The organism is Tropicimonas sp. IMCC6043 (assembly GCF_004146235.1).
Taxonomy (GTDB): domain Bacteria; phylum Pseudomonadota; class Alphaproteobacteria; order Rhodobacterales; family Rhodobacteraceae; genus Tropicimonas.
On record NZ_SELO01000054.1, the window covers coordinates 1 to 18526 of the forward strand.

15 protein-coding genes and 5 pseudogenes are annotated in these 18526 nt (G+C 59.0%); 13 read left to right on the forward strand and 7 right to left on the reverse strand.

From position 1 onward, the window contains the following. Positions 1–202: 202 nt before the first annotated feature. The gene (locus tag EU800_RS23195) at positions 203–640 is read right to left on the reverse strand and encodes an ester cyclase (RefSeq protein WP_129635880.1); all 438 of its coding nucleotides are present in this window, start codon (positions 638–640) and stop codon (positions 203–205) included. 96 nt (positions 641–736) lie between these two features. Between EU800_RS23195 and EU800_RS23200 the strand changes: the two genes are divergently transcribed. Continuing rightward, positions 737–1591: a LysR family transcriptional regulator gene (locus tag EU800_RS23200; protein WP_129635881.1), complete on the forward strand. Its 855-nt coding sequence runs from the start codon at positions 737–739 to the stop codon at positions 1589–1591. Between the two features lie 141 nt (positions 1592–1732). Here EU800_RS23200 and EU800_RS23205 read toward each other — a convergent pair whose 3' ends face one another. Then, complete coding sequence (locus tag EU800_RS23205) at positions 1733–3067, reverse strand: hypothetical protein (protein WP_129635882.1); 1335 nt, start codon at positions 3065–3067, stop codon at positions 1733–1735. A 412-nt stretch (positions 3068–3479) separates the two neighbouring features. Here EU800_RS23205 and EU800_RS23210 point away from each other — a divergent pair, with 412 nt between their 5' ends. After that, the gene (locus EU800_RS23210; protein ID WP_129635883.1) at positions 3480–4004 is read left to right on the forward strand and encodes a dienelactone hydrolase family protein; all 525 of its coding nucleotides are present in this window, start codon (positions 3480–3482) and stop codon (positions 4002–4004) included. Next, positions 3980–4384 (forward strand): annotated as a pseudogene (locus EU800_RS27705) (AAA family ATPase); the annotation flags it as partial. The gene EU800_RS23210 and the pseudogene EU800_RS27705, both read left to right, overlap by 25 nt. A 20-nt stretch (positions 4385–4404) precedes the next feature. Here the strand turns inward: EU800_RS27705 and EU800_RS27710 are convergent. From EU800_RS27710 to EU800_RS23225, 3 genes and pseudogenes are all read right to left on the reverse strand, one after another. Continuing rightward, positions 4405–4545, reverse strand: a pseudogene (locus EU800_RS27710) (integrase); the annotation flags it as partial. Between the two features lie 57 nt (positions 4546–4602). Further along, the gene (locus EU800_RS23220) at positions 4603–5043 is read right to left on the reverse strand and encodes a TspO/MBR family protein (RefSeq protein ID WP_129635885.1); all 441 of its coding nucleotides are present in this window, start codon (positions 5041–5043) and stop codon (positions 4603–4605) included. 64 nt (positions 5044–5107) lie between these two features. After that, a pseudogene (locus EU800_RS23225) lies at positions 5108–5278 on the reverse strand (IS3 family transposase); the annotation flags it as partial. 385 nt (positions 5279–5663) lie between these two features. Here EU800_RS23225 and EU800_RS23230 point away from each other — a divergent pair. From EU800_RS23230 to EU800_RS23270, 9 genes and pseudogenes are all read left to right on the forward strand, one after another. Next, positions 5664–6182: a hypothetical protein gene (locus tag EU800_RS23230; RefSeq protein ID WP_129635887.1), complete on the forward strand. Its 519-nt coding sequence runs from the start codon at positions 5664–5666 to the stop codon at positions 6180–6182. 12 nt (positions 6183–6194) lie between these two features. After that, the gene (locus EU800_RS23235; protein WP_129635888.1) at positions 6195–7145 is read left to right on the forward strand and encodes a hypothetical protein; all 951 of its coding nucleotides are present in this window, start codon (positions 6195–6197) and stop codon (positions 7143–7145) included. A 412-nt stretch (positions 7146–7557) separates the two neighbouring features. Further along, positions 7558–8265, forward strand: a complete 708-nt coding sequence (locus tag EU800_RS23240; protein ID WP_129635889.1) for an IS6 family transposase — start codon at positions 7558–7560, stop codon at positions 8263–8265. Between the two features lie 292 nt (positions 8266–8557). Then, positions 8558–9883 (forward strand): ethylbenzene dehydrogenase-related protein, encoded by a 1326-nt coding sequence (locus tag EU800_RS23245; protein WP_129635890.1) that lies wholly within the window; start codon positions 8558–8560, stop codon positions 9881–9883. A 76-nt stretch (positions 9884–9959) separates the two neighbouring features. After that, positions 9960–10559, forward strand: coding sequence for a NapC/NirT family cytochrome c (locus tag EU800_RS23250; protein ID WP_129635891.1), 600 nt, complete (start codon positions 9960–9962; stop codon positions 10557–10559). Positions 10560–10619: 60 nt separating this feature from the next. Then, positions 10620–11408, forward strand: coding sequence for a sulfate reduction electron transfer complex DsrMKJOP subunit DsrO (dsrO, locus tag EU800_RS23255; protein WP_129635892.1), 789 nt, complete (start codon positions 10620–10622; stop codon positions 11406–11408). A gap of 14 nt (positions 11409–11422) precedes the next feature. Next, a complete protein-coding gene (nrfD, locus tag EU800_RS23260) occupies positions 11423–12373 on the forward strand; it encodes an NrfD/PsrC family molybdoenzyme membrane anchor subunit (protein ID WP_207209980.1) in 951 nt (316 codons plus the stop codon). A gap of 18 nt (positions 12374–12391) precedes the next feature. Continuing rightward, complete coding sequence (locus EU800_RS23265; protein WP_129635894.1) at positions 12392–14935, forward strand: molybdopterin-dependent oxidoreductase; 2544 nt, start codon at positions 12392–12394, stop codon at positions 14933–14935. A 229-nt stretch (positions 14936–15164) separates the two neighbouring features. Continuing rightward, positions 15165–15448, forward strand: a pseudogene (locus EU800_RS23270) (integrase core domain-containing protein); the annotation flags it as partial. Positions 15449–15453: 5 nt separating this feature from the next. On the opposite strand, the gene EU800_RS23275 reads toward EU800_RS23270, so the two are convergent. Continuing rightward, positions 15454–15831: a cytochrome c gene (locus EU800_RS23275; protein WP_129635895.1), complete on the reverse strand. Its 378-nt coding sequence runs from the start codon at positions 15829–15831 to the stop codon at positions 15454–15456. A gap of 174 nt (positions 15832–16005) precedes the next feature. Continuing rightward, the gene (locus EU800_RS23280; protein ID WP_129635896.1) at positions 16006–17883 is read right to left on the reverse strand and encodes a PhoX family phosphatase; all 1878 of its coding nucleotides are present in this window, start codon (positions 17881–17883) and stop codon (positions 16006–16008) included. Positions 17884–18219: 336 nt separating this feature from the next. Here EU800_RS23280 and EU800_RS29175 point away from each other — a divergent pair. Further along, positions 18220–18313, forward strand: a pseudogene (locus tag EU800_RS29175) (IS6 family transposase); the annotation flags it as partial. Positions 18314–18526 lie beyond the last annotated feature (213 nt).

The following is an 18526-nucleotide window of genomic DNA, read 5'->3' on the forward strand; positions in this document are numbered from 1 at the left end:
AGATCCCTTCACCCTGGTACAACTGGTTTGCGGGAAATCCGAACGGATGCTGGGATTGGTGGGGGTATTCCGGCGACGATTACCTGAGCCGCACCGCGCCGCAGATATCTGCCATCGCCCGAATGGCCGCTGCGCTCGGTGCGCCAATGTCACCCTAAGGGAAGAATCTCTTCCGCGGACATCCGGTCTTGATGGAGGGAGCTCAAACGCTTGGCGCCAATCTCAGTTGAGCCAGCATCTGGTCGCTGTCGATGACGCCCCAGTGCTCGCGAAGCTTGCCGTCTTCGACGCGCAGAATGTCGACCCCATCGACTTCGAACCCACGGCCCGTCGGTCTTTCGCCGAGGAATTCGCCGTGGTGCGTCCCGCTGATGCGGACAACGGCTGCGACCTTGCCGTCTTCCTCGAAGACAGTCAGAGGTCTGATTGCCAGGTCAGGAAAAGCGGCCCTCATCTCCTCGGTTCCTGAACGGAACCCTTCGCGCGTCGCTGGGTGCCCGGGCCAGGGCGCATGGTCCAGGAAATCTTCCGCCATGAAGTGCTCGGTGGCTGAGACATCCCCCGTTTGAAAGACGGTCTCGTAGAACTGTTTGACGACGTCGATTGCGGCCTGGGTCATGTCGATCTCCTTGTCGGTCATCAGGAAACCCGTTGGAATCCCTGTATCAAAGAATAAGTCTCTGCGAAGGTGCAAAATAGTCTTACTTTAGCGAAACGATTTTGCAATTCTGCAATCATGCACTGGGACGATCTGAAATACGTGCTGGCACTACATCGGGCGGGCACCCTGGTGCGCGCCGGGAAGCTGCTGCATGTGAACACCAGCACAGTAGGCCGCCGCATCCTCGCGCTGGAGCAAAGTCTGGAAGCCAGGCTTTTCGATCGCATGGGCGGAGGTTACCAGCCGACACCCGCAGCTCTGCGCGTGGTTGCATGCGCCGAGGAAATGGAGTTGCAGGCCAATGCCATGCAACGGCAGATCAAGGGACTGGATAGCCGGGTAGAGGGTCCCGTACGGATCACGGCTCTGGACAATTTTCTCGATGCGATTGTCGTGCCCGCGCTGCCGGAATTCCTGCAGAGACATCCGGGGATAGAGTTAACTCTGGAATCAGACCTGCGGCTCTTCGAGTTGGCCGAAGGAGAAGCCGACATAGCAGTACGGTCGGCAAAGCCGGTTCAGCCCGAACTGGTCGCCCGCTCATTAGGGACCCTTCCCACTGGTTTCTACCAACTGCGCGGAAAGAACTGGGCGGGCCAACTTCCGCTCGTCGGGCTGCCCGACAGACCCGAACATGCTACCTACAACGAAAGCCTTATTGCGAAAGTCCCACGCGGCAAGATTGTCGTGCGCGCAAACACCGAGTCGCGCATTGCGGAGCTGGTGAAGCTTGGCGTCGGAATCGGCTTTATCGATTGCTTTGTTGGCGAGCTCGATCCCAGTCTGGAGCGCATACCCGGATTTGGCCTCAGCGAGTCCGAGGCTTGGGCTATTGCCCATGTCGACATGCGGCGCTCGGCGCGGGTGCGCGCCACCCTGGACTTCCTCAAGGACGCGGCTGCTCGCGCGTCGATGAAGAGTGGGCTTTAGCCTGGCTCTTATAATGTGGTCGCCACACCGCAACAACGGGTCGGGAAAGGGCTTCGTGCCCAGCACGCCGAGTCCCGAGGGGGCTCACTAGGAACGGCGGAGTTCGCGGCGAGGATCGATGGGCGGCATGGCTAAGGCCATTCACACTCGTGTGTCCAACACCCCGAGTTCCTCCCACATCCACTGGAAGTCATACTCTGCCATCGGAGACTCCGTGTTGCGTGCGCTCGAGTTTTCGATGTGCTTCAGCCAGGCAATCACCTTCTTGCGACCCGCTGCACTGCGAACGGCCTGACGAGGGGTTTTCCCTCCGAGTGACGGTATCGGCTGGTCCAACGTGTCCCGATAGTGTCGGTCGAGATGCTCATGAACAATTTGCCGAGCAATATCCGGCGGGATCTCGTCGGCGGGCGCTTCTTCGCGCTCTGCCATTTCCTGCTCGACGGTTCGTATTGAGGTCAACGGCGACTTCACTAGGTCGCCGAGTGCGTTCATCAGCATTGCACGCCCCCGCTCAGCGCGTTCGGCCGAGTTGACAGACAGGGTAAGTGCCTTCCCCTTCAGCTCCAGGTAGCCAAGGACGGTCTGGCCATCCATCGAGGAATCGAGGGCCATGGCACCCTTGGGTCCGCTGTGTATTGCCGGCGCTGTGGTGATCCAGTTCCACACTTTCTGACCCTCAGGCACGAGGTCCGGCAGTGCTGAGAGGCGACTCCGCACGTCCCTCTGCAGGACCCCAGTAGAAAAGGGGAACCGTAGGTCGTGGAACGCCAAGAGATCACCGCTGTTGTTTGTCAGCGTTGGCATCTTTGGATCGAGTATCTTTGGCAGTTGGGCAAAGAGCCAGGCATTGGCGAAGAGCGGTGCACACCGGCGCCGTACGTCTTCATCAACACGGAGTTCCGCTTCCGGATCGAGGTCCAACGTCTGCCGCAAGCCGTCGAGTAGGAACTCGGCGGCCTCTGCCGGGAACTGCAACAGCGCGCCGGATATCACATGATCGTCACCCTGCGGAACCACGCGCACGGCGATTCGGTCCCAAGGCTTCAGGCTGCGAGTTGCACTCTTCTCCCGCACGGTGACGGGATCGGCGTCGCTGAGCAGGTCACGAAGCTCCATTGACCTGCCCGGGACGATCTGGCTCACCTCATAGAGGCTGGGGGCGGCCGACCGCAAACCGGCAAGGTATGCACGGTCTTCCGCGGTCTCGTTCCAACCGCGCTTGCCAAGGTAAACGTCGACGACGTTGGTTTGGCCTTTGCCGTAGGTTCGGCCTAGCAGGTCCTCGAATGCGCAGCCCCAAAGGGTCATCGGCCAAGGGTCGCTGAGCAACACATCCAGATCCTCGAATTCGAGGTCGAACTCCTCAAGGGCTGGGCCAATGTGCTCGCCAAGCACCTCTAGCAGGCGCTCCCTCCAGGTATTGTCCTTTCCGATGAACCCGATGAGGCCATCAACACCGTTTACCTTTGCCATGTGGCGGACCTCCGACAGATTTCGGTGTCTGGGGATAGTCGGACCGTCGGCACCGGTCCACCCGGAAATTGAAGTCAGCTTGGATGACCCAGGACACGAGTGCTCACCAACTTTGCCAGTGCTAGACGCCAGCAGCCGCGCTGGGCACCCCACCCCACCAACGGGGATCGGTCGAATCTTGGCGCGGCGCCATTCACGTTGGTCCAAAGCGGACATCGGTTTTCGATGCAGCGAACGGCATGGCGGGTCGAACGGGAGATTCGAACACCATGCCGGACCCGGACGGATTACCGCTTTTGGACTGGTCGAATTTGCGCCAACTTGCCGGATCGGCACTCCAATCTACATCGTCCGTCGGGCTCGGTCTTTCCGATACGCCGAATGATGAGAGAAACGACGATTTGGAGGAACTATGCTGCGTACATCAACAACGACACTCTTGGCATCACTGATTGCCGCTACGCCTGTGCTTGCCCAAGACGTGTCCTACACGATGGATGGGAATGCTTTCACTGGCTACTGGGCCGAGGCCGAGAACCCCAATGGCCTGGTCGTGATCATCCACGATTGGGATGGCATGACAGACTACGAGCGGCAGCGCGCGGAAATGTTGGCCGAGATGGGCTACAACGCCTTCGCGGTCGATATGTTTGGGGACGACACGCCGACCGAAACGGTGGATCATCGCCGTGCCGCCACCGGTGCACTTTACCAGGACAGAGAGCGCATGAGAGCTCTCGTTGAAGCGGGCGTCGAACAGGCTCTTGCCCGTTCCAGTGTCGATAATTTGGTTGTCGAAGGCTACTGTTTCGGTGGAGCCGTTGCCCTTGAGATGGCGAGAAGTGACGTTGCTGATTTGGCCGACGGCTATGCGACCTTCCATGGCGGTCTGACCGCACCCGAAGGTCAGTCATGGAGGTCGCGGACGAAACCGTGATCCGCGACACAGTCGGCGAGACCGTATGCATCTTCCTCGCGGGTCTCTATCAGGCAGAGCTCGGGATCGCGCAGCACCTGAAGCGCCTGGCCGCGGCGCCTCTGCCATGGGCCAGGATTGATGCCGACAAGGCTCTCCCGTGGATCGAAGAAAGAACGGGGCTCACGCTGGCCGACAACCAGGCCGAGGCGATCCGGCTGGCACTGCGCTCGAAGGTCCTTGTCGTCACCGGCGGTCCCGGCGTCGGCAAGACGACCATCGTCAATTCCATTCTGCGCATTCTGGCTGCGAAATCCGTGGAACTTCTGCTCTGCGCACCGACCGGACGTGCTGCCAAGCGCATGAGCGAGGCCACCGGACGGGAGGCGAAGACGATCCATCGGTTGCTGGAATTCGACCCCATGGCCGGCCGCAGCGCGTCGATGGAGGACCTGGTGCATTGCTGCCCGGTGATCAACAGCGGAGTGTGGTTGAGCAACCTCCCAACGATCTCCTCGAGCACGCCAGCCGCCATCGCCGCTGTTGCGAAGGTCCTGCGATGGGCAGCTCATCGAAATCGCATTCATCCGCCTATGGCTGCGCCATTTGTCAACATGATTTAGTTTAAAATAGCTATGGCCAGATTTAGGAACGAAGCGAAAGCTACCCAAGCAGCGTAGGGAATAAACGTAGCAGCCGAGACGCGATCCAACGCCCAACTTCGCCAAATGAAAACCAGAATGACAGCGGTCAGCGATAGAATGATTAATAAGGCGATCCATGGCCGCTGCATCACAAAGAAGACCGGAGACCAAAGAAAGTTCAGCCCCAATTGCCCCCACCAGAGTCTCATCCGTGGAGATGATTTTTTTGCTTCCCAAGTCCGCCACCCAGCGATCGCAATTAGAACATAAAGGGCTGACCAAACAGGTGCGAAAATCCAGTTCGGTGGATTGAATGAGGGCTTGGTTAAGCTTGCGTACCAAATATCCGGCGCGGTTAGCGTGCCAATCAGTATCCCTCCCCCTATGACCAAGACCAGAAAGGCAACGCGCGTCATTATTTTGTTCACCGGAATGCAACCTCTATCGCCCGCGTGAACTTGCCCCCGTTTGACCGCACACCTAGGCGGTTTCGGTTTGTGCCCTGATGAACTCGCGGGACGAGCGCCATTTCGGGACGGAGTGCGGGTGGTTATCGTTGTAGTTCCCGATCCAGGTGCTTAGCAAGGCCAGGACGGTTTCGGCATCCGGCAGTGGATTGACGCGGATATAGTCGCGCTTGGTCACAGTCACCGGCAGCTTTGCGCGGATCGCTGCCGTCAGCGTGGGCGCTGAAGTACTGGCATCGTCGTCCATGCTGGATGGACAAGTTTGCCGACCTTGCTGACATCTGAGTGAAGCTGTCGGATTGATGCTTCCGGCCCAAAAGCAATGCCCGGCGAATGACCGCTGTCGTCGGTCTTCAAGGGATATACCCTCCTCAACACAACACGCGGAGTCAGGTGCGACCTGCATCCAACTGAGGGAGATGAGATCACTTGCCGCCAACTCAATGTTCTGGATCTGTCAGGAACAGCAGAAGGCCTGAAGATGCGCCTTCCACCGTGGTCGCTTTCATAAATCAACAAAATCTGTATAATGGCATAGTGACAGCATTCGGCGCGAATGGGAATGCAAAATGGTGCAGAATCTAGTATTACGTATTGGCCTGGCAGTTCTTGCAGCGGCTGTTTATTCTGCCTATGTATTCACCGACTGGAGTACAGTCGATGATCTAATGGAGAGAGTTCCGGCGTTCACGATTTCGGCCCTCGCAATAGGTGTGACTTGCTCTGTTTTTAACTTTTCCAAGCCACTTCTTACAACCTTTCTTATATCCGCTCCCGCGCCAGTACTTTCCATTCTTGGCTATACACTTGTGGCTGCCGCAATTGCCGGGGCTAATGACGTCATTGAATCGGCGGTAAATCTGGCAATCTTTTTTTCCTTTTTCTCAATTTTCTATGCTTTGCTTGCCATGCTCGGATGTGTGATCGGAATAAGGCTGCGAAATTGGTTGAAGACATATCTTTCGCGCACATGGGAAGTTCATGGGGGAGATGAAGTTACCGCTGCAAAAATCTCAGCAGGAGTAACTTTTGTGAGCGCATTAATTGTTCTCGCGGGAACGGTGCTCACTGTTGTGTTTGGCGAATAGCGGTAATCCGACATGCGAGATAGGGCCTACATTTCTTTTCTTTTTCATCTTCTGCTCTTTCCATGTTCCGAAATGGTGGGTATCTCCGCAGCCTTTGCCGAGGAAGGAGATGCCTCAACAATGACTGCCTTCTTTGTTCCTGCAGAACCGAACCTTGACTGGTCATCACCACAAGGGCTTACCACAACTGCATTAAGGAATTATTTGCTCGCCGTGGCAAACCCATACCTCCATCCAATTGGTCACTCAGTCGTCAGTTTACATTGTCCACGTAGCCAAAGGGAAAGAACTATCTGGGCCGCGGTTACTGGCGGAAGTAATCGTGGCGACCTCGAACGACTCCTATTTGATGGCTTGGGAGCCGGAATTCTTTTGATGGAATTCGATGGAAGACTGCAAGAAGGAGATGAGGCAAAAGAAGTTGTCTCTCGAAGGGTGTGGAACGGAAAGGCTAGGTGGATCAGGGCCGAAATATCTGACGAAGCATGTGTGCGAGCAATTTCATACTACCGATTTTTTAAGACAAACAGAGTCTATCGCCGATTTCGTGCAGATTACCGACCGCTCAATGGTAATGGCTCTGGGTGCGCCGGCTTTGTTCTTAGTTTCTTTGAGGTTATTGGAGTGAGTTTTGATTATAAAGATTTCTCTAGAGAAATCAGAATTCCGCTTAATTTATTTTCAACGAGCAGCCGGCGTGTTTCGGTATGGTCTCTTATGCTTTCTTCTCGGGCCAGAGAATGGTCGAGAGCCGGAGAAGAATCGGTGATGCTTAGCATAATTGATCCTTCGGAGGTGTACAAATGGATTGGGAACCATTCTGACTTCACGAAGGGAGAGAACTTTCTCTCAGGCATCGAGAAATCTGGTGTAAATATTGATGCGCGGGACGTTCCACTTCCCGACATTTCGGCGTTTCCGATATTTACCGAGAATCACATAGAAAACTTGGATGCGGAATAGTGCATTGGTGTTGCCGGCCGGTATCATGCCTAACCAAGAATACCCCGTGAACTGTAAATTTTCGCCTTTCCAGATTCTTTGCTGGCGGTGGTCGACTTTCCTCGAGATGATCTGTTCGTTTGTTTTTTTTGGCATTCAGTAGTTCGGTCTGAACAAGTCCGAAGTCACTGAATTTGTGAAGGAGGCGGGCGGTTCTGGTAGCGTGGAACGGCAGGGTTTCATAGGATTCATGCGGAAACCCTGCAATTTCGGATTGCCCGATGAAGCACCGACCGCGTCCGCCCGAACAGGATGACCTTCTCCGTCCCAGGCTCGTCGACATGATCGACATGCGCCATGAGTTGGTGAAGCTGGCGGCGGTGTCAGAAGAACGTGGCTTGAGATGGGGCAGGGGGCTGAGTAGCGTCCCCGGATGACCAAACGCGACCCGTTCAAATACTTCAAGACCAGCCCTGAGATCATCCGCCTGGCGGTGATGCTCTACGTACGCTTCCCCTTGTCGCTGCGGAACGTCGAAGACCTGCTGCACGAGCGCGGTATCTACATCAGCCATGAATCCGTTCGGTTCTGGTGGCAGCGTTTCGGCCCGATGTTCGCCTCCGAGATCCGAAGGAAGCGCGCCGAGCGGCTGCGTTCAGGGCCGCAGTGGCAATGGCATCTCGACGAAATGTTCGTGAAGATAAATGGCGAGCGGCACTATCTGTGGCGGGCCGTCGACCACGAAGGTGAGGTCCTGGAGAGCTTTGTGACGAAGGCACGGGACAAGAAGGCGGCATTGAAATTCCTAAAGAAAACAATGAAGCGCTACGGTCGGCCGCACGTCTTCGTAACAGATAAGCTTCGTTCGTATGGCGCTGCGCTGAGGGAGGTCGGCGCAGCGGACCGACAGGACACCGGGCGTTGGCGGAACAACAGGGCCGAGAATTCGCACCTGCCATTTCGACGACGAGAGCGGGCGATGCAACGCTTCCGGCGGATGCGAAGTCTGCAGATGTTCGCCGCCGTCCACGCCTCGGTCTTCAACCATTTCAACTCGGAGCGCAGCTTCTACTCGAGAGCAAATTTCAAGAAGAACCGCACCGCCGCTCTCGATGAGTGGCGTCAACTCGGCGCGGAATAAAGGGCAAACTCACTGTCCATTCAGAGACCGGTTCGAATTCGTCTGGCAGCACCTTCTGGCGGACTTCTCGGCGAAGCCGAACGTGTTGATTGACATTCCAAAAATAGAATTGACGCAAATCAACGCACGTTTCCGAAAATTGACGCAGCGTTGAGTCGCGAACATTGCCTCCGATCAGGTCCGATGGGCGCCGGTAGGCCTCGCGACTGCCGGCCAGCGAGCGGATCGAATCAGCTCTGAAGTACCTTTGGGACTCCCGGCGGCGATCATCACAGTCAGAGGAGGGACTGCAATGAGACGACAGGTTATCCCGGCAATCGGGCTCTGTGCCGGAACGCTGGTCGCGGCGTTTGGCGTGTCGACCGCGCAGGCCGAACCGCCGGCCGACTGGTCGACGATTGACGCCAAGACGGTGACGCTCTTCTACCCCGGTCAGTCCAGCTACCAATGGCTCCGCAGCAACGAGCACAAGCGGGCAGACCGGAAAACGGCAGAGGGCGACAGCTGCGTCTCGTGCCATGAAGGGGAGGAGCAGGAACTCGGCGAGGTGATGGTGAGCGGGGACCGTCTGGAGCCCCACCCGATCGATGGCAAGCAGGCCACGATCGACCTAGCGGTGCAGGCCGCCCATGACGACGAAAACCTGTACCTTCGAGTACAGTGGAAAACTCTCAACGACTTCCCCGGCACCGCGCATCCGCACTGGCGCTTCGACGGCAACGAATGGAAGGTGATCGGCTGGCCGCGTTTGCACAGCAAGGTCTGGGACGAGGGCCAGCCCGCCATCTACGAGGACCGGTTCTCGATCATGGTCGATGACGGCAGCGTGCCGATGTTCGCCGAGCAGGGCTGCTGGCTGACCTGCCACAATGGCATGCGCGACATGCCGGAACTGGCCGAGACCGATGCAGTCAGGGCGCATCCACTGTTGGGCGACGCGCTGGGCAAGAAGGACGTCCGCAAATACTTGCCGTCGACCCGCAACGACGACGAGTCGATCTGGGACGACACCAAGACCGAGGAAGAGATCGCCGAGATCAAGGCCATGAGCGGCTTTGTCGACTTGATGCAATGGCGGGCGCATCGATCGAACCCGGTCGGTATGGCGGACGATGGCTACGTGCTCGAATACCGGCTGACCGACGCCGGAAAGAACGTCTTCGGCACGAACTGGGACAAGGAGGCAAACCAGCCGAAGTATATGTTCGACGAGGCCAAGGTCGGGTTCAAGTCGCGGACAATGGACGAAATCCGCGATTTCTCGCAACCGAGCTCGCTGATCGCCGAGGAGAACGCGGTCGCGTTCGATCCTGATGCAGGTTGGGCGGAAGGGGACATGATCCCCGAATACTTCGTCACCCGCGCGAGCGCTGAGGGCTCGGCCGCGGACAACAGCGCTGCCACGGGAACCTGGGAGGACGGCATGTGGACGGTCCTGTTCACCCGCAAGCTCGATACCGGCCACCCGGAGGACGACAAGATCATGGAGGTCGGAGGAGTCTACGATTTCAACTTCGCCGTCCATGACGACAACATCACCACTCGGGGCCACCATGTTTCGTTCCCGCTCACGCTCGGGATCGGAACCGACGCCGACATCACGGCGGTAACCCAGTAAAGCAGGCGCGCGGGCGCGGCCTGATCGGGGCCGCGCCCGCACATCAGCGATCGGCGACATCTCGACTGCGGAGGGCATGGTGCGAATCTTCGGGCTCAACGGGCGCCGTCTTGCCTACATTGCCGGTGCGGTCGTCGCGGTGCTTGTGGTCGGCTGGTTTCTAGCCTTCGAGCCGGTGACCCGCACCTACGTGGCATCGGATTACGCCTGCAGTTACTGCCACGTCGAGCGCGAATATGATTACACGACCAGGCTGTCTTTCTCGCAACCGCACCCGGTCGAACTGCCGGCGGGGACGGAACTGGCGGCCTGTGTCGATTGTCACGTGCCGGAGGGTCTGTGGGGGGCAACCTACACCTACACCCACTATATGAGCGCGACTGACCTGTTCGGCCACTTCCGCGACCGTGCGTCAGAGCGCGCAGGAGACTGGATTCCTCTCAGCGCCGCCCGCGCAAGCAGGGTGCGGGACCGATTGTTCGAATATGACAGCGTCACCTGCCGGAGCTGCCACATCGAGGCCGAAATCAAGCCGAAACGGTCTCGCGGCCAGAAGGCGCACGAGAACGCCCTCGAGAGCGGGGAAACCTGCATCGAATGCCACGACAACATGGTCCACCGATACACGGAGATCCGAGACGGGACCTTCGAGAGAGCCGATGCGGCCGCGGAATGAGGACCTGAGCGCCATGTTCGAAACCGAAGATCGCGGGAGCCGCTTCCTCAGGAGGCCAGGATGAACGACGAGCCGAGACCGACCTCCAGCCGCAGGGGACTGGTGACCGCGATGATTGGCGCCGTGATGACAGCCGCCGCGGCGATCTCCACGTCGGTCTTCAGGGGCGGACAAGCCAAGGCCAATGGCAACAGCTCCGAGCCGGGTACGAAGGAGCGAAAGGTCCAGTACGGCATGGTCATCGACGTCAGGCGGTGCATCGGATGCCACGCCTGTACAGTTGCCTGCAAGAGCGAGTTCGACGTCCCGCCGGGCGTCAATCGGAGCTGGGTGGAATATGTCGAAAAGGGCGTCTATCCGAATGTGGGCCGGAGCTTCCTGCCGAGGTTGTGCAATCACTGCTCTGAACCGCCCTGCGTGAGTGTCTGTCCCACCGATGCGACCTGGAAGCGCGAGCAGGACGGCATCGTGGTCGTGGACTCGGGCCTGTGCATCGGCTGCAAATACTGCATCCAGGCTTGCCCCTACGACGCGCGCTTTCTCAACCCTGTCACCAACGTCGCTGACAAATGCGATTTCTGCATCCACCGTGTCTCGCAGGGGCTCACGCCATCCTGCGTGAACACGTGCGTGGGCGGCGCCCGCATCTTCGGCGACCTTGGGGATCCCGACAGCGACATCTCGAAGCTCATCGCCCGGAACCAGGTCACGGTCCTGCGCGGCGAGATGGGTACCCTTCCGAACGTCTACTACATCAGCGCGGACCATACCGACGAGATCGATGCGGGCCGGCCTGAGGTGCGCAAGGTCGAGGTCATCACGCACCGGCGCGACAAGAAGAGGAGGTAGAAATGGGGGGGGAGTTGACTTGGGGCCTGCCCGTCATCCTGTATCTGTTTCTGGCCGGAGTCGGCGCCGGGGTCGGGACCGTGAGCGCGTCAGTTCTTCTCCGCGGCGGTGGCGGCGGCTTCGGCGGCGACCATTTTCGCCTGGCGCGCATCGGGGCGCTGTTGTCGCCGCTACCGGTAATCGTCGGCACCACGTTGATCGTGTTCGAGCTGGGACAGCCGTCCCGCGCCTTCAACCTTTTCAAGGTGATCAATCTGTCGCCGATGAACATCGGATCGTGGCTGTTGCTGGTCTTCATCTGCACCAGCGTGCTCTACGCTTTGGCCTTCCTTCCTTCGTTCATGCCAGAGATGAAACACTTGAGCGACCGGCTGGAACGTGTCCGCAGGGGGTTCGCCTGGGTCAATGTCCCGATGGGGATCGGGGTGGCGGTCTACACGGGTGTCATGCTGGGCGCGATGCCATCGCGACCATTGTGGAACTCGCCGATCCTGGCGCTGCTGTTCCTGATCTCGGCCCTGTCGACCGGTGTCGCCGCGATTATCCTGCTGCGCGCGATCTTCCGTCGGAAAAGTGCCGATCCCGCGACTGAACAGGGCTACCACCAGAGCGCTTACCTGCTGACAGCATCTGACGTCATGCTGATCGGCTTCGAATTGATGGTGATCTTCCTGTTCATCATGTTCGCGCATCTGACGATAGGGAACATGAAATACGCTGTATCGATCATCCTGCCGGGCGGAGACATGGCGATGATGTTCTGGGTGTGGGTAGTCCTGATCGGGCTCCTGCTGCCTGGCCTCGCGGAACTGGCTTATGTCCTCCCGCGGCTGCTGTATCACCGACACTACGCGGCGCCCGTGGCGGTCGAGGTGCTCGTGTCGATCGGCGTGCTGATTGGCGGTTTCATGCTGCGCTACGTCATCGTTGTTGCCGGTCAGGTGACCGGCCCGATGGGAATCTAGGGATGCTCGGAGGACGCAATGATCAAACGCCGTGATGTTCTCGGGCTGGGCGCCGCCGCTGCCGCGGGCGGCTTGGCGATACCGGCCGGGCGCGCTGACGCCCAGGAGACGGAGCAGTTGACTGCGGGGGGAGAGGGCTACAGCTATCTGACCGGAACCGAACACGAGGCTGTTCCCACCACCTGCGCGATGTGCGCCAGCCGCTGCGCCGCGATCGGCTATGTCGACAGCGGCTACGTCGTCAAGCTGGAGGGCAATCCCGAGTCCAGGAGGACCCTCGGCAAGCTCTGCGCCAAAGGTCAGGCAAGCGTGAATCAAGTCTACGACCCGGACCGGATTCTCCGGCCGATGCGACGGACCGGGCAGCGGGGCGACGGCGAGTGGGAGCAGATCTCCTGGGACGATGCCCTCGAAGATCTTTCCGCCCGACTTTCGAAGCTACGTGACGACGGCCATCCCGAAAGGTTCATGTTCCATCACGGGTGGATCTCGGCCGGTGCCGACCGGCTGATCAACAAGGTGTTCCTGCCGAGCTACGGCACCGCCACCATCGCCGACAATTCCTGTCTCGGACAGAGCGCCAGGAGCACCGCACAGGAACTGACCTGGGGCGGCAATGGAGGCAGCTGGGACTTCGACAACACCCGCTATGTCCTGAACTTCGGCAGCAATGTCATGGAGGCCGACACCAACCACGTCGCGCTTGCCCGCAGGCTGTCCTTTGCCCTGACCGACGGCAACGTGAAGATGGTCACCTTCGACGTGCGGCTGTCGAACACCGCCGCCAGATCTCATACCTGGATACAGGTGAGACCGGGCACGGATCTCTCCGTTGTGCTCGCGATGTGCAACGTGGTGATGACCGAGGAGCTCTATCGGGGCCCGGGGGAGGACTTCCTGGAGTTTTGCAGGGTCACGGACCGTCTTGACGCTTCGAGAGACGAGAAGATCGACGCACTGAAGGAGCACCTCGCCGACTACACGCCCGAATGGGCGGAGGAGATCAGCGGGGTGGGCGCCGAGACGATCAGGGAAATCGCCGTCGAGTTCGCTGCGGCAAGACCCGCCTGCGTGATCAGCTCGCGCGGTGCCAGCGCGCATTACAACGGCGTCGAGACCGAGCGGGCGATCCAGATGCTGGCCGCCATCACGGGCAATATCGACAATCCGGGCGGCAGGTGTCTGGCCGCCGTTCCGGAATGGGTCCATCCGACGGGGCCGGAAGACAAGCTACTGGCGAGGCGGCTCGAGATCCTGGACGGTTTCGACGATTCGGCAGCATTGCCAATCTACGGTGTCGGCCACCAGGTATTGAGGATGATCAAGGACGGGCGCGCCGGGCGGCCCGAAGTGTATCTGTGGTATAACCACAATCCGGTCCTGTCGAACGGGAACATCCGGGAGACGATCGACATCCTGAAGGATGAATCGCTGATCCCGTTCACCGTCGCCGTCACCCCGTTCTACGACGAATCGGCGGCGTTGGCCGACCTGATCCTCCCGGACGCGGTGTTCCTCGAAACCTTCGATTTCGAGGACGGCCCCTCACCCGCCCAAGTCCCGGAATACGCCATTCGGCAGCCGGTGGTCCCGCCGCGCGGCGAGGCTCGCGACTTCAAGGACGTTTGCTGCGATCTGGCGCAGCGGATGGGCTTCCCGCTCGGCTTCGAGTCGGCCGAGGAATTCGTGGATGAGGCCTGCAAACTGACGCCCGACGTACAGAAGAAGGCACGCGGATTCAGCGGCATGACGCGGTATGGTGTCTGGCAGGACGACGACGCCATGCCCGCCTTCCACTCCTACCGCACCGTTGTCGACCCGGCGGCGCTCAGTGCCGACGGTGTGATCCTTGACGTGCAGTCCGGCATCTACTGGAACTGGGAGGTAGCCGGCGTGAGCGACGAAGGCACTGCCGCGAGCGTCGGCTATTTTGGGACACCGGGCGCCTACAAAGGCTATGTCGGCCAATCGATCCGGAACGAGGTCTACCAGGGGTTCAGGCCGGGCCGGACAAACAAGTCCGGGTATTTCGAGCTCTATTCGGCGACCCTGGCGGTGAGGGGCCTCGCGCCGCTGCCGAGTTACGTGGCGGTCCCGGAACATGAGGAACTGACGGAGGACGACTTGGTTTTGACAAGCTTCAGGGTCAACGTCCAAACGCTGTCCCGAAGCCAGAACTGCATGTGGCTGGACGAGATAAGCACCGAGGACTCAGTCTGGATCCATCCTGAAACCGCGGCGCTCCGAGGTGTCGGCGACGGTGACCGGATCACGATCACATCGAAGATCGGCGAGATCGAAGCGACGGCCAAAGTGACGGAGAACGTCGTTCCGGGAGTAATCGCCATGTCGAGCCACGGGGGCCGTTGGGAGTATGGACGATACGCTTCGGGTTCCAAGGCTCCTTTCAGCGTGGACGAAGATCGTCCCTACGAGGCGCTGAAGTGGTGGAATGATCGGGCGGCCCATCCCAACTGGATCATCGATAACGCGCCAGAGCCGGTCAGTGGACAGCAGCGCTACATGGACACCGTGGTTTCGGTTTCCAGGATCCAATCGTGATCTTTCCCTCGTTCGACCTGGGGACCATTGAGGTGTTTCTCTTCTGCCGCAAGCTGATCGATCTGTGGCGCACTCCACCGTCGTTGAGCCTTGGATCTCAGTTCTGGTTACACTTAGGGTGCGCGCCCTTGGAACACCTGCTGGAGGTGGTTCCTTACCGGATCCAGACAATCCTGACCGATCGAGCGATTGGAACGCCATTGGTCCGAGAGACAATGGCGAGGCGAACGGGATCGAGCACCGCCTGACCAAGCCCAACCACCCTTGGACAAACGGCCAGGTCGAGCGGATGAACCGGACGATCAAGACGCCACCGTCAAGCGCTTCCACTACGACAGCCACGATCAGCTCCGAGCCCATCTCGCGGACTTCATGGCCGCCTACAACTTCGCTCGCAGGCTCAAGACCCTCAGCGGCCTCACGCCTTACGAATACATCTGCAAAGTCTGGACTTCAGAGCCCGATCGATTCATCCTCGATCCGATCCACCAGATGCCGGGACTGAACACCTAGGATTGTTATTTGATTCCAAGTCTTAAGCGAGCTTCGTCCGGTGAGAGGGACATCAGAAATACCGCAATGCTCGTTGCGTCTTCGTCACTCAGCTCGATTTCCGGCATGGCCTCCACGCCGCGAGCTGCATCCTTTACGTCCTTCAGGATCATACCCTGAATATCCGGAGCACTGGCGCCCGAGGCATCCAATCCATGGCATTCCGAGCACATCTCAAGGAACAGTGTGCGTCCCGCCGTTATCTGACCCTTGGGCATGTGCAGTTCTTCGGTAGCGACGCTGCAGGGCCAGAGGATCAGGGAAAAAGCGAGGCCAAAGCGAACTCCTGAACGCTTGGCTACCACCTCGTGCAGTTGCGTTTGCCTTGGAATATTTGATCCCACGATGGCTTGGTCCAAAAGGATAAATTGACACTCGCAGACATAACCAAAGTTAGCTGCCTTTCGGATTCAAGATTGCCTGTCAAGCTTGACCACCGTCGGGCAAACCCCGGTAATTTCCCGAATTTGAGTGAGGGCCCCGAGTGTCCGAGACCCTCTGTCTATTCTTCGGTTGTTTTAACCGACCAACGCACCATCATCGCGCCAGACGGCAACGATGCTGGAACGTGGCAGACCTTCCCCGTCAGGGAACGACCCACCAGGATGTTGTATGCCTACGAACATCGTCTTTCTGTCCGTCGACCAACATAGGCCCGTCACTTCGCATCCGTTTGGACCGGTCAGAAAACGGTGTATCTCACCCGTTGCCGGATCACCCGCCAGCATCTGGTTGTTGCCCTGGCCTTCGAACTCGCCCTCATTGGAGTCGTCCCCATCGGTCTGGATCCAGACAATCCCGGTCGAGTCGAACATCATCCCGTCCGGAGAGTTGAACATGTTCCCTTCGTTGACGTTTGACGATCCCTTGTAGGCGCCGTCACCAACCACCGGATTGCCGGCCATCACGAACAGATCCCAGCGGAAAGATGACGTGCCATGATCGTCGTTGGCGGGATACCATCGCACGATCTGGCCATAGTTATTGACCTCGCGCGGATTGGGTCCATTGACCGATGTGTCGTCGCCTCCGGCATTTGGTTTCACGCCGCGGTTCTTGTTGTTGGTGAGCGAGGCATATCCTTCGGCCGCGACTGGGTTCACTTGCACCCACTCGGGGCGATCCATGGTCGTGCCGCCTGCGGCCGAGGCCGCCATACGGGTGTAGACAAGGATCTCGACGGCGTCCATGCCGGTAGTCTCCGGCGTAAGCGGGAGCCATTCGCCGGTTCCGTCCCAGTTGAACTTCGCGACGAACAGTGCTCCGTCATCAAGAAGGGCACCGCCGTCGGTGCCGGGCGCGTAGACTCCATTCGAGACGAATTTGTAGAGGTACTCTCCGCGCTCGTCGTCGCCCATGTAGACCACCACACGCCCGTCCGGCGCTAGCGTGCAAGCGGCGTTCTCATGTTTGATCCGACCGAGTGCAGTGCGCTTGATCGGGGTGGAGGTCGGGTCCGAGGGATCGATCTCGGTCACCCATCCCTGCCTGCGTGGTTCTGCCGGGTTCTTGGACACATCGAAGCGCGGATCGAACTTGTGGTAGTCGTAACCCCAGCCATCATGGCCGATACCATAGCGAGAGTAGTCTTCGGGAAGTTCGAAATCCGCATCAGTTGAGCCGAAGTAGCCGTTGAAATTCTCCTCGCAGGTCAGGTAGGTGCCCCAAGGCGTCGGGCCGGATCCGCAGTTGTTCATAGTCCCCAAGGGGTTCATTCCCTCGGGATCGGCTTCGGTTTTCAATAGGTCCGAACCTGCTGCGGGGCCTGAGAACTTCATCGGTGTGTTGTGATCGATCCGGCGATTGAAGGGAGAGTCGACAACAACCTCGTATCCTCCGCCGTCTTTTGGCGCGACCTCCATGATGGTGACGCCCTGGATGCGTTGCAGCATCAATACATCATCAGCGCTTTGCGGCACACCGTCCGAGTTTGGCAGATTGGTCTTGAGATTGGCATACTCGCTGTTGACGGCAATCACTTCTCGGCCATCGATAGAATAGAGCCACATCCCGTCAGTGTTCTCGCCAAACACGTGTTCGGCCGTCGCTGCGTCATGTCCATTCGCCGGGTCAAAGGCGGCAGCGCCCGAGTGGAGCGGATCGCCCCAACGGGTGACGACAGACCAGCTATAGCCTTCCGGAACATGGACCGTTGAATCCGTAGCAATCGGGATCGGCTTGAACGCGAAACGACTGGCCGCCTGGGCTCTGGCGGATGTGGACGAGAAGAGAGCCCCAGTTCCCATTACGGCGGCACCGGAACCAAAGGCCAGCACTCCACCCAGGAATCCCCTCCGAGAAATCGCTTCTTCGACGACCAGGTCAAAATCCGAAATGTCAGGACGAGGGCTGTTGACCTCGTCCCATTCGTCCATAGTCAGTCCATGGTCCTTCATGGTGTCCTCCCATTGATGGTTTGTCTATGTCAGGGCGGAACGTGCTTTGATAGATCGCGCACACTGAACGGCCCCGTCACTATAGTCCACCCACAGTCAACAATTGGGAAGTGATTTCTCGGTTTGAACAACGGTCGGGCGGTAACCCACGTAAAGCTGGTGTAATTTCCCGGATGGTCTGAGATCATATCGAGGCCGACTAATTCGCTGAATTGGCGATGGAACTAACGAGGGGGTGGTGTCAAGGCGATGAAGCTTGAGCAGGGCAGGTTGGTCTCGTAGCGTCTTGGGATGACGAAAGACGACCCCTTCAAGTAATTTCGGACGAGCCGCGAGATCATCCGCCTGGCGGTGATGATGTACGTGCGCTTTCCGCTCTCACTCCGTAACGTCGAGGACCTGTTGCACGAGCGTGGGATCGATATCAGCCATGAATCCGTCCGGTTCTGGCGACAGCGCCTTGGCCCGATCTTCGCCGCCGAGATCCGCAAGAAACGCGCCGAGCGGCTTCGTTCTGGGCCGCAGTGGCGGTGGCATTTGGATGAGAGTGTGCCGCGAGGCTCCTGCACCTGATGCGGGTGCCGAGCTGCACGAAAGATGAGGGTAGGCCCCTCGGAGCCGGCCGTCAGGGGCAGGCTTCAAG